Source organism: Streptomyces sp. DSM 120436, from assembly GCF_055778765.1.
This window is the reverse complement of record NZ_JBSKBS010000002.1, coordinates 529135-540271: the sequence shown is the minus strand read 5'-3', so window position 1 is coordinate 540271 and position 11137 is coordinate 529135. Positions and strand designations below refer to the sequence as shown.

Genomic DNA, 11137 nt, shown 5'->3' with positions numbered 1-11137 from the left:
GAGGTGAAGCGGAGAAAATGCCCAAGATTGAAGCTGGCAGTGTCCGGGAGCACCGGGCCCAGCGGCTCGCGCGGCTGATCGATGCGGCCGAGGGGCTACTGGAAGAGGGCGGCGTCGAAGCCCTCACGGCCGGAGCGGTTGCCGCGCGAGCCGGGATCGCCCGCAACAGCATCTACCGCTACTTCAACTCCATCGACGACCTGCTCGAACTCGTCGTCACCCGCGAATTCCCCGCCTGGATCGACGCGGTGGAGCAGGCCATCGCGAGCGAGACCACGCCCGCCGCCCAGGCTGCCGCCTACGTCAGGGCCAACCTCGAACAGGCAGCTCGCGGCACCCACGGCTGGCGGGCCGCGCTCTCGCGCGGCTCGCTCTCTCCCTCGGCGCGGGAGCGGGTGAGGAATCTGCACGTCTCGCTACATGAGGCGCTCGCCCGGGTCGTGCGCGAACTGGGTCAGCCACAGCCCGAGCTGACCGTGGCGGTGGTCCAGGCAGTTGTCGATGCATGCATCCGCAGAATCGACCAGGGCGACGATCTGACGACCGTGTCCGACTTCGCGGAGGGAGCGACGCGTCGACTGCTCGCGGACGACGACTCGCCGCAGCACCCGTGACGCACCCCGCCCGGGCGGCTCGCAGACCCGTCGATAGCGAAGCCCTGGCAGAACGAGCCCGATCTTGAGCCGTTCCGGACCGTGACGCAGACCGCTGGCGGCTCACATGCGAGCTAAAGCCATGGGCTGCACGCACTGACCCGCTCGCACAAACGGTCCTTTGCGCGAGCAAGATCAATAGCAGGCCACCGTACCCCCGCCGGTCCCGGATTCGTTCTCAGAACCCGTTCTCACTCGAAAGTGGGACAGACCCCCTTCTGAGACTTGTATTGTGCGAAAATCCGAGTTCATGACGGACCCTCAGCCGCCCTCCCCGAATCACCGGTCGGACGCCGACGACGTCGAGCAGCACGCCTGTCCGAAGTGTGACGCCCAGCCCGGCTCACCGTGCCGCTCGCGCGGCGGCGCGGTCGCCTCCGCCTACCACACCCGCCGCTTCACGATGGTGCCCCGACTGAAGAAGGCGCTGCGGGTGCCGACCCCGGCCGACCGGGGTCCGGGCCGGCCGTGGCGGCCGGGCACCCCGCCGCCGGCGCCGATCGACCCGGACCTGCCGAGCGCGGACATCCGCATCGGGTACGCGAGGTGCTCGACGCTCGGGCAGGAACTCGACTCCCAGCTCGACGCGCTCAGCAAGCACGGCATCCCCAGGGGCAAGATCTTCGCCGAGAAGATCAGCACCCGGGTGCGGGTCCGCCCGAAGTTCGAGGAGGCGCTGAGGACGGCCCGGGAGGTCAAGGCGCACGCCCCGCACTGCCGGGTCATCTTCACCGTGTACGAGATGAAGCGGCTCGGTCGCGACGCCGCCGAGCTCACCGCCCTCGCCGACCACCTCACCGCCCACGGCCTGGTCCTGGAGATGCTCGCCGGCCCGCTGCCCGGGATCTACGACCCGACCGGGCCGGGGAAGCTGCTTTTCGCGTTCTTCGCCGCGATGGCGGAGACCGAGCGGGAGAACATCCGCGAGTCGACCCTGGAGGGGCTCGACACCGCGGCCCGCAAAGGCAAGCACGGCGGCCGGCCGCCCGTCATCACCGACGACATGCTCCACACCGTGCTCCGCCGCCGTGCGGGCGGCGAGTCCGTCGAGCAGATCCAGCCCGACCTGATCATCCCCACCGGCAAGCGCAAGGGGCAGAACCCTTCCATCGCCAGCATCTACCGGGCGCTCGCCGAACACGCCAAGCGCGAGGCGTACCCCGAAGCCATCGAACAGGCCCACGCCGACTTCGCCGCTCTCACCAGCAGCGAGGTGCCAGAACCTCACACAGAAGCTAAGGCCCTAACGACACGCTGAGTTACTTGTCACTTCGCGGCAGCTTCGGGAGAACAGGGCCTCCTCGTACGGCGCCGGGATCCACTCGCAGGACACCGTCCTCGGGCACTCCGTGCCGGCCGCGGAGCCCTCGCGCAGCCCGGCGCGGTCCAGCGCCGAGGTGTCGGGCGCCACCTCGGGGCGGGCGTCCAGGGCGACCCGCTGCCCGGCGTCCGTGACCCGCTCCTCGCCCTCCCGGATCACCGCGAACACGTCGTTCGCGTACGCCGTCGCCGAGGCGCGGTCGTCGGCGCCGGAGAACAGCGCCACCGCCCCGTACCAGTCGGCCGGGTCGTCGCCGGCCGGCGCGCCCAGCCGGCGCTGCGCCTCGGCCAGCAGGGCGGCGCCGCCCGCCACGTTCGCCGCCGGGTCCTCGCGCAGCGTCTGGGCGCTCAGGCCGGTCAGCCGGGCCGCCCTCGGCAGGGTGGTCAGCCGGTCCGGCAGCTCCGCGGTGTCCAGGCCGAGCTCCGAGGGGCGCAGCGCGGGACGCGCGTCGTCGCCGCGCGGGTCCTCGGAGCCGGTCGCGTGGTGTCCGGCGGAGGCGAGCGCGGCGCGGGCGTCGGTCAGGTGCATCGGCCCGTAGCCGCCGGTGACGCTCGGGGCGCCCCCGTGCGCGTCCCAGCGGGACTGCAGGTAGGAGACGCCCAGCAGGACGCTCTGCGGGACGTCGTACGCGACCGCGGCGGAGGCGAACGCCTGTTGCAGCCGGGCGGTGGCCGAGGGGGCCGGGTCGGGAGCCGCGCCCAGCAGGGGCAGCGTCAGCGCGGCCGCGGCCAGGGCGCCCAAGGCACCCCGGACGGCGCGTCGTGACGGCCCGGCCGCACGGCCGGGCTCGGTGGCGAGTTCTCGCACTGCAGCCTCCTGGGGACGGTCGGGTGACCCGTCAGTGGTACCGGCAGGCCGATGAGCCGTCAATCATGCCCAGGAGGGCGTGAATTCCCTTGTCCATCGCGGTGTGCGCGGTTTCGTGGCGGCCCCGGTGGGACCTGCGGCGCGTCAGCGGTCTACACCGGTGGCGCGTCCGGCGGCGCCTGCGCCACGGCCGTACGCCGTCCCCCTCTGGGCGGCTCGGGAGCGACGGCCCGGGAGGGACCGCCCGACAGCGACGGCCCGACTGCCCGCGGCGGCCGTCGCCTGCGGGCAGTCGCACGGGCGTCGGCGGGGCGGTCGCGCCGTGCGGGTCAGCGGGTGCCGACCGCGGCGCGCACGGCCCGCCGGGCCAGCTGGCAGTCGTCGTGCAGCCGACGCAGCAGCAGCCGCTGCTCCTCACCGGACGGCACGGCCCCCGGCCGGCCCCCCGCGGACGCCGGCGCCGACTCGTGCATCGAACGCTGCACGGCCGTCTCACAGGTGCGGATCTCCCGGGTCAGCACCAGCATCAGGTTCACCAGGAACGCGTCGCGCGAGGCGGGGCCCGCCGCCTGGGCGATCTGGCTGATCTGGCGCCGGGCCGCGGGCGCCTCCCCGAGCACGGACCACAGGGTCGCCAGGTCGTAGCCCGGCAGGTACCAGCCCGCGTGCTCCCAGTCCACCAGCACCGGACCGGCCGGTGAGATCAGGATGTTGGAGAGCAGCGCGTCGCCGTGGCAGAACTGTCCCATGCCCTGCCGCCCCGTCGCCACGGCGATGCCGTGCAGCAGCTTCTGCAGGTCGCCGAGGTCCCGGTCGGTGAGCAGACCCAGCTCGTGGTACCGGTTGATGCGGGCCGCGTAGTCCAGCGGCGCGTCGAACGTCCCGGCGGGCGGCCGCCAGGAGTTGAGCCGGCAGATCGCGCCGAGTGCCGCCCTGATGTCCGCCCGGGGCGGCGCTTCCACCGGGTGCCGCTGGAGCGCCACCACCCGTCCGGGCAGGCGCTCGACGACCAGCGTGCAGTTGTCCGGATCCGCTGCGATCAGCCGGGGTACCCGCACGGGCGGACGCTGCCGGACGAACGAGCGGTATGCCGCTATTTCGTGCCGGATGCGCTCGCTCCACGCGGGGGAGTGGTCCAGTAAGCACTTGGCGACCGCCGTGCTGCGGCCCGTGGTGCCGACCAGGAGGACCGACCGGCCGGTGCGGCGCAGCACCTGGACCGGCGTGAACTCCGGACAGATGCGGTGCACCGACGCGAGCGCCGCGCGCAGCTGCGCGCCCTGTGCGCCGGACAGGTCGAGCCTCCCGCTGAGCGGCTGGGTGCCCGGCCCCGCGAGGCGCCGTGCGTTGCCCGCGCCGAGCACCGGATTCGCCGGCCGCGCGGGGGCGAGGTAGGGGCCGCTGTCCGACGGACGCGGACGCAGCGGCCGGGGCGGGGCGGACACGGAGGACGATGCTGCGTACATGGGTGATACAGATCCCTTCGTGTGCCTGCGACGTCAGCGCACCACCCAACCCGGCCGCCCGGCCGCACCCTGGGGGAATGCCCCTGCGGCGACGGGGTCGTGGTGGCGCGTTCCTACTCGACACCCGAGGGCCCCTGGCACACCATCTGGCGAACCCTGGCGAACCCTGGCGAATAGTCGCCCGGCATGGCCCACGGGGCTACTGTCAACTCAGCCGAGAACCTGGGGGCTTGACGTGAGCGGACGACCCAACACCCGGCTCGCGGACCTGTTCGGCCTGGCCGGCTGGTCCAAGGGCGAACTCGCGAGGCTGGTCAACCGGCAGGCGGCGGCCATGGGCCATCCGCAGCTGGCGACCGACACCTCCCGGGTGCGGCGGTGGATCGACATGGGAGAGATCCCGCGCGATCCGGTTCCGCGGGTGCTGGCGGCTCTGTTCACCGAGCGTCTCGGCCGTGTCGTGACCATCGAGGATCTCGGTCTGGTCCGGCGCGGGCGTACGGGGAAACGGTCACGCGCCGGGAGTGCGGAACATCCCGACGGAATGCCGTGGGCGCCCGAGCGGACGGCCGAGGTCCTCACCGAATTCACGGGAATGGACCTCATGCTCAACCGACGCGGCCTGGTGGGTGCGGGCGCCGCCCTCACCGCGGGCTCCGCACTCAGCAGCGCCATGCACGACTGGCTGCACACCGATCCGGCCCTGACCGCAGACGCCCCCCGCCTGCACGATCCCCTGCACGTCGAACCCGCCGGGTTCGACCGCTACGAGGCCGCCCCCATCGGGTCGCAGGAGATCGAGGAACTGGAGCGCTCCGTGGAGGTGTTCCGGGCCTGGGACGCCGCCCGCGGCGGCGGGCTCCAGCGCAAGGCGGTCGTGGGGCAGCTCAACGAGGTGGGCGGCATGCTCGCCTACCGCCACCCGCCCCATCTGCAGCGGCGCCTGTGGGGTGTCGCCGCCAACCTCGCCGTCCTCGCCGGCTGGATGTCGCACGACGTCGGCATGGAACCGACGGCGCAGAAGTACTTCGTCATCGCCGCCCACGCGGCACGGGAGGGCGGCGACCGCCCGCGCGCCGGCGAGGCGCTGTCCCGCGCGGCACGCCAGATGGTGCACCTGGGCCGGCCCGGCGAGGCGCTGGACCTGATGAAGCTCGCCCAGTCCGGTTCGGGCGACCAGATGCTGCCCCGCACCCGCGCCATGTTCCACACCATCGAGGCCTGGGCGCAGGCGTCCATGGGCAAGGGCCAGGCGATGCGCCGCACCCTGGGCCAGGCCGAGGACCTGTTCGTCTCCGACAAGGGGGACGCGCCGCCGCCGGACTGGATGCAGCTGTTCAACGAGGCGGACCTGTACGGCATGCAGGCCCTGGCGTACCGGACGCTCGCGGAGTTCGAGCCGGGCGCGGCCGTCCACGCCCAGCACTACGCGGACAAGGCGCTGGCCCTGCGGGTGGACGCCCAGCAGCGGTCGAAGATCTTCGACTTCCTGTCGATGGCCTCCGCGTGCTTCATCGCCGACGACCCCGAGCAGGCCGACCGGTTCGCGCGGCTCGCCCTGGTGTCGATGGGCCAGAACTCCTCGCGCCGCACCTGGGACCGGCTGCGCCAGATGTACCGGCTGACCGCCGAGTACGCCTCGTACCCGAGGATCCAGGAGCTGCGGGAGGAGATCGAGGTGGCGCTGCCCCACCAGTGGGGGAAGGGCGGCAGCGCCAAGGCCTGAGGTCACGCGCCGCCGCGCGGCTCCGCCCTCGTCATGAGGCCACCCGCGCCACCAGCACACAGGCGTGCTCGGCACGCTCCCCTTCACCGATCTCCCGTACGACCTCCCGGACGCAGTCCTGGGCGGAACGGCCCCCGGCGAACCGGGGCGCCAGGGCGAGGAGGCGGTGGACGGCGGCCGTCCCGGTGTGCCCGGGCACCAGGCCGTCGGTGTGCAGCAGGAGCAGGTCGCCGACCTCGAGGGTCTCCTCGGCCTGCCCGTGTCCGGTGCCCGGGGCGGCGTCCGGCGGCACCCCCCGCGGTGCGTCGAGCGCCCGCCCCGCCCGGCCGCGGTAGAGCAGCGGGGCGGGGCTGCCGGCCCGCGCCCACACCGCGGTGCGGGTGTCGTGCCGGTAGCGCAGGCAGACGGCGCCGGCCAGGGCCGGCTGGGCGGTGGCGCCGAGCAGCCGGTCGAGGCGGTCCAGCAGGGGGCCGGGCGCGGCGCCGGCCAGCGCCATGCCCCGGACGGCGCCGAGCAGCAGGGCCACGCCGGACACGGCGCCCATGCCGTGTCCGGTCAGCTCGCCGACGCCGAGCAGGGTCGCGTCGTCGGACAGTTCGAGGGCGTCGTACCAGTCGCCCCCGACCGGTGCGCGCCCGGAGGGCGGCAGGCGGGCGGCGGCCACGTCCAGGGCCCGCGGGCCGCGCCGCGGGAAGCGCAGGGAGCCGTGCCACGCCGGCAGCACGGCCTCCCGCAGCTCGGCCGCGAGCCGGTGCTCGCTCCGCGCGGCGGCGTGCCGGTGCAGCGAGTCACGGGTCTCGCTCACCGCCCTTCGGCAGCGGCGCAGTTCGCTGACGTCGCGCAGGACCGCCCACATGGAGACGGTGCTGCCGTCGGCGCCGAGCACCGGTTCGCCCCTCATGTGCACGGTCCGTATGCCGCCGTCCGCGTGCACCACGCGGAACTCCCCGTCGATGGGCCGGCCGTCGACCAGGCAGCCGGTGACCATCTCGGTCAGCCGCGGCCGGTCCTCGTCGAACACGAGGGAGGGCAGTTCGTCGAGGGTGAGCGGGGGAGCGGCCGGGTCGCGGCCGAGGATCCGGTACAGCTCGCCGGACCAGCTCACCTCGTCCGTGAGGAGGTGCCACTCCGCGCTGCCCACCCGGCTGAGCAGAAAGGCGCGGGGCGGGTCCGGCGGCACGGGTGACTCCTCGGCCGGGGCGCCCGGTGCGGGCGACGGGTCGTCCCGCAGCTGCGCCAGGTGCTCGTCCAGGTCGTCGAGCTGGTGCATCGCCAGGTCGTACAGCGCGCGACGCCAGCGCTCCCGGGGGTCCCCCGCGTCGGCCGGGGTGTCGCGGCGCACCGCGTCCACCTCGCCCTTGAGCCGCCGGGTCTGCGAGATGAGCGCGTCGACCGGACCGCGTCCCGGCGGCCGGGCGGCGGGGCGGTCCGCGGGGAGGGGGGACGGCATGACGCACTCCGATGCGGGACGGTACGGCCTTCGGGCGGAGAGGGACCGTCACGACTGTCGCACAGCCCGCGACGGCCTGTGAGGGATTCGGCAACACACGATGAGGCGGTGCCGTCGGCATATGTCACCGTCCCCGCGGAGTTACCGCGAGGTAGCCACCCGGGACCTGCTCGACATCCCAAGTCCCATGATACGCATGTGAGATGACGGTGCGTCAGGTACTCAGGCCGACTCACTCACGGGTTCGACGATCGGGTATCTGTTCGAGAGTGGGGCGCGGTGACCGATCCGCATCGCCCCCGCCCGTCAGTAGCGCAGCACCGCAGCCATGCCCTGCGCGTCGGCCAGGCTGCCGTCCGGCACGAAACGCACCTCGGCGCCCGTCTCCAGGCACTGCTCGACGATCTCGTCCACGATGTCCTCGCGGGCGTCGAGGTCGCCGTCCTCGGCGACGATCAGATGCTCGCCGTCCTCGCGGACCGTGATCCGGTAGTTCTCCTCGACGGCCAGCAGCCGGATCCGCCCCTCGCGGGCGCTCTGCCACAACTCGTCGGCGCCGGCCGCGAACTCCTTGCGACTGCGGGCGGATTCCAGCTCCCGCGCCACCTCCTCGGCGCGCTTGAGGTCCTGCTCCTCGAGCACCGGCCGCACCGCCTGCCACACCATCTCCGGTGTGCCGTGCGCCAGTCCGCCGCGCGGCACCTGCACGGCGTCCTTGCCGGCGTCGCCGAACTCGCACAGCAGCGACAGCGCCGCCGACTCGCCGGTGACGTACAGCGGCCTCGGGTGGGCGCGCACCAGGGAGGTCAGCGCGGCGGCCGCCTCCTTCAGGAAGCGGCGGGTGTCCTCGTCCCGGTAGTTGCTGGGCTGGTCGCCGACCCGCTCCTCCCGCTCCGGGTCGAAGTTCGGCTCCTCGCGCACCAGCGGGAAGCCGCCGGCCCGTTCCTCCGTCACCCGGTCCGGGCCGCCGCTCCACAGCGTGGCCCGGTCGGCGGCGACGGACAGCACCCAGAACGGGCGCTCCGCCGTCTGCGCGGAGACCAGGTTGCGGGTCAGGAAGGTGTCCGAGAGCACCACGCGCTCCGGGACGCTGCGCGCCAGCGACCACACCTGGTGCTCGCCCGGGGCGGCGAAGATCACCAGGCCGTCCTCGGCGTGCGCGAGATCGACCTCGGCCAGGGCCCGGTCCAGCTGGGCGGCCACGTCGGCGCGCCGGTCCCGGGAGACCGCGGGGTCGGACTCCAGCTTCTTCTTCGCCTCGGCCACCATGCTGCGCAGCCGCAGCGCGTCCTCGGTGTTCAGCGGGTTGCGGCGGCTGGTCGGCGTCAGCACCGACACGGCGGGGTAGGGGCGCGGCCGGCGCAGCTCGGCGAGGGCGGAGGGACTCAGATCGTGCTCCATGACAGCACCATAGGGCGGAATCCGTGGTAGGGCATTCGGGGCAAAGCGCCGTCGGGCGGACTCGGGCCGGCGCGGTCGCGGGCGCACGCTGGAGGGGGGGAGGTGACCGCCGATGGCGCGCTCGGTCGTGGAGCGGGACGGAGACGGGGGCGGGGGGACCGTCACCGTCCGGCTGTCGTGGCGGGAGGCGCTGCTCGCGCGCCGCCGCGCGGTACGGGTGCCGCTGTCCGGGGTGGCGGCGACCGGGGCGGAGCCCGACTGGCGGCGCGCGATGCGCGGCACACCGGTCGTCGGCCGCTGCCGGCCGGGACGGTTCTGCGTGGGGGAGCGGGGGCACGTCCTGGGCCGCGACTTCGTCGCCGTACGGGCGGGCGTTCCGGTGGCCGTCCCGGACCTCCGGCCCCCGTCGCCGTTCGCACGGATCGCGGTGTCCGCGCCGGACGCGGGGCGGGTCGCCGGGACGCTGCGGCCCGGCGGGGACGCCCACGAGGAGCGCGGCCCCGAGGAGGCCCCCGGGTGAAGGGGGCAAGGGGGCCCGTCCGCGTCAGATCCGGTCCTCGTCCTCCGCGCCGCAGGAGCTGCCGCTCGGCGGGAGCGTGCCGTGCAGCAGGAAGTCGTCGACCTTGCGGTGGACGCACTCGGACGAACCGTAGCCGGTGTGGCCCTCGCCGCGGTTGTCCAGCACCACGGCCGACGGGCCCAGCCGCTTCGCCGTCTGCTCCGTCCAGTGGTACGGGGTGGCGGGGTCGCCCCGGGTGCCGACCAGCAGCATCTTCGGGGTGTCGAGGTCCTTGACCCGCTCGCGGATGTAGTCGGTCCCCTTGGGCCGGCCGTGGCACAGCACCACCTGCGCCAGCCGGTACGGCCCGAACACCGGCGACGCCTCCTCGTACGCCTCACGCAGGCGCGTGAGTTCCTCGGCGAGGTGTTCCGCGTCCGGACGGTCGGGGTCGTCGGCGCAGTTCACCGCCATCAGCGCCGCCGGCAGGTTGTCCAGCGGCACGTCCTCCGGGTCGGCGAGCGGCTCGTCGGAGCGCGCGGGGGCGGGGGCCGTCCCGCCGGCCGCGAGGGACTCCACGCCGCTCGTGTCGCCGTCCTCCACCAGCTCGGCGAGCGCCCGCTGCAGCAGCGGCCACATCTCCTTGGTGTAGAGGCCCTGCGCGATGGCGCCGGCCAGGTCCTGGCCGGTGAACTCGTAACCGAAGGCGGACGGCACCGGAGCGTCGTCGAGGGAGCGGACCAGCTCCACGACCTGTGCGCGGGCGGCGCGCGCGTCCTGCCCGAACGGGCAGGCGAGCTCCTCGGCGCACCAGGTGAGGAAGTGGTCCAGCGCCGTCTGCTGCCCGCGGGCGCTGGCGAGCCCCTGCTCGGCCAGCGGCTCGGTGAGCGTGTCCACGCCGTCCAGCGCCATCCGGCCCACCTTGTCGGGGAACCGGGCCGCGTAGACCGCGCCGAGCCGGGTCCCGTAGGAGAACCCGAGGTAGTTGAGTTTCCTGTCGCCGAGCGCCTGACGCATCACGTCCAGGTCGCGGGCCACGTCCACGGTGCCCATGTGGGCGAGGACCGGCCCGGAGTTCTTCTCGCACTCGGCCGCCACCTCGCGCAACTGCCGCAGCGCGTCCCGCGGATCGCCCGTCTCCTCGCCGTCGGTCGCCTCCAGCGCGCGGCTGGTGGCGTCGGTCCCGCAGCTCACCGGGGAGGACCGGCCCACGCCCCGCGGGTCGAACGACACCACGTCGTAGTCGTCGGTCAGACCGAGGAAGTCCTTGCGGCCCTGGGCGAGCCCCTGCACCCCGGAGCCGCCCGGACCGCCGAAGTTCAGCAGCACCGAGCCGCGGGGGTCGTCGGAGGACGCGCGGTAGCGGGCGAGCGCCAGCTCGAGGGTGCCCTTGCCGGGGTCGGCGTAGTCGAGCGGCACGGTGACCGTCCCGCACTGGAGGTCCTTCGGCGCCTCCGTGCCCTCGCAGGCCGCCCACGCGATCGTCTGGTCGTAGAAGCGGCCGAGGTCCGGCTCGTCGCGGCCGGTGGCCGTCAGGCCGGTCGCCAGCAGGACCAGCCCGACCGCTCCGGCCGCCGCGCCGCGCCGGAAGGAGGGCGGCAGCGCGTTCGCGTGGTGACCGCCCCGGAGTCGCTCGGACAGCTCGCCCAGCATCGAAGCCTCCCAAGGCGCCCCGACCGGCGCCCTCGCCCACCATAAGCGGGCCCCGCCGCGCCCGCCCGTCGGACCTGCGGCGCCGACGGCGGTCCCGCGTCGGTGCGTTCGGGCACCGGGAGCCCGACGGACTGTGCCGTGGGTTCGAACGACGGAACCCC

General features: G+C 74.2%; 8 protein-coding genes and 1 pseudogene. 4 read left to right on the top strand and 5 right to left on the bottom strand.

Going from position 1 to position 11137, the window contains the following annotated elements:
* Positions 1-17 precede the first annotated feature (17 nt).
* Together ACWH4W_RS24320 and ACWH4W_RS24315 are read left to right on the top strand one after the other, a co-directional pair.
* Complete coding sequence (locus ACWH4W_RS24320; RefSeq protein ID WP_473077983.1) at positions 18-614, top strand: TetR/AcrR family transcriptional regulator; 597 nt, start codon at positions 18-20, stop codon at positions 612-614.
* 289 nt (positions 615-903) lie between these two features.
* Positions 904-1911: a recombinase family protein gene (locus tag ACWH4W_RS24315; protein ID WP_473077982.1), complete on the top strand. Its 1008-nt coding sequence runs from the start codon at positions 904-906 to the stop codon at positions 1909-1911.
* A gap of 39 nt (positions 1912-1950) precedes the next feature.
* On the opposite strand, the pseudogene ACWH4W_RS24310 reads toward ACWH4W_RS24315, so the two are convergent.
* Both ACWH4W_RS24310 and ACWH4W_RS24305 read right to left on the bottom strand, forming a co-directional pair.
* A pseudogene (locus ACWH4W_RS24310) lies at positions 1951-2781 on the bottom strand (N-acetylmuramoyl-L-alanine amidase); the annotation flags it as partial.
* Between the two features lie 329 nt (positions 2782-3110).
* Complete coding sequence (locus ACWH4W_RS24305) at positions 3111-4247, bottom strand: aminoglycoside phosphotransferase family protein (RefSeq protein WP_473077981.1); 1137 nt, start codon at positions 4245-4247, stop codon at positions 3111-3113.
* A gap of 235 nt (positions 4248-4482) precedes the next feature.
* Here ACWH4W_RS24305 and ACWH4W_RS24300 point away from each other — a divergent pair, with 235 nt between their 5' ends.
* The gene (locus ACWH4W_RS24300; protein WP_473077980.1) at positions 4483-5973 is read left to right on the top strand and encodes a DNA-binding protein NsdB; all 1491 of its coding nucleotides are present in this window, start codon (positions 4483-4485) and stop codon (positions 5971-5973) included.
* A 31-nt stretch (positions 5974-6004) separates the two neighbouring features.
* On the opposite strand, the gene ACWH4W_RS24295 is transcribed toward ACWH4W_RS24300, so the two are convergent.
* Positions 6005-7423, bottom strand: coding sequence for a PP2C family protein-serine/threonine phosphatase (locus tag ACWH4W_RS24295; protein WP_473077979.1), 1419 nt, complete (start codon positions 7421-7423; stop codon positions 6005-6007).
* 306 nt (positions 7424-7729) lie between these two features.
* Complete coding sequence (locus ACWH4W_RS24290) at positions 7730-8824, bottom strand: baeRF3 domain-containing protein (protein ID WP_473077978.1); 1095 nt, start codon at positions 8822-8824, stop codon at positions 7730-7732.
* Positions 8825-8936: 112 nt separating this feature from the next.
* On the opposite strand from ACWH4W_RS24290, the gene ACWH4W_RS24285 reads away from it, so the two are divergent.
* Positions 8937-9344, top strand: a complete 408-nt coding sequence (locus ACWH4W_RS24285; protein ID WP_473077977.1) for a hypothetical protein — start codon at positions 8937-8939, stop codon at positions 9342-9344.
* A gap of 24 nt (positions 9345-9368) precedes the next feature.
* Here ACWH4W_RS24285 and ACWH4W_RS24280 read toward each other — a convergent pair whose 3' ends face one another.
* Positions 9369-10976, bottom strand: coding sequence for an alpha/beta hydrolase (locus ACWH4W_RS24280; RefSeq protein WP_473077976.1), 1608 nt, complete (start codon positions 10974-10976; stop codon positions 9369-9371).
* Positions 10977-11137 lie beyond the last annotated feature (161 nt).

Excerpts from the sequence above, each read along its gene's own strand:
- ACWH4W_RS24320 (WP_473077983.1), top strand. The coding sequence starts at position 18 with ATGCCCAAGATTGAAGCTGGCAGTGTCCGGGAGCACCGGGCCCAGCGG.
- ACWH4W_RS24315 (WP_473077982.1), top strand. The coding sequence starts at position 904 with ATGACGGACCCTCAGCCGCCCTCCCCGAATCACCGGTCGGACGCCGAC.
- ACWH4W_RS24305 (WP_473077981.1), bottom strand. The coding sequence starts at position 4,247 with ATGTACGCAGCATCGTCCTCCGTGTCCGCCCCGCCCCGGCCGCTGCGT.
- ACWH4W_RS24295 (WP_473077979.1), bottom strand. The coding sequence starts at position 7,423 with ATGCCGTCCCCCCTCCCCGCGGACCGCCCCGCCGCCCGGCCGCCGGGA.
- ACWH4W_RS24290 (WP_473077978.1), bottom strand. The coding sequence starts at position 8,824 with ATGGAGCACGATCTGAGTCCCTCCGCCCTCGCCGAGCTGCGCCGGCCG.
- ACWH4W_RS24285 (WP_473077977.1), top strand. The coding sequence starts at position 8,937 with ATGGCGCGCTCGGTCGTGGAGCGGGACGGAGACGGGGGCGGGGGGACC.
- ACWH4W_RS24280 (WP_473077976.1), bottom strand. The coding sequence starts at position 10,976 with ATGCTGGGCGAGCTGTCCGAGCGACTCCGGGGCGGTCACCACGCGAAC.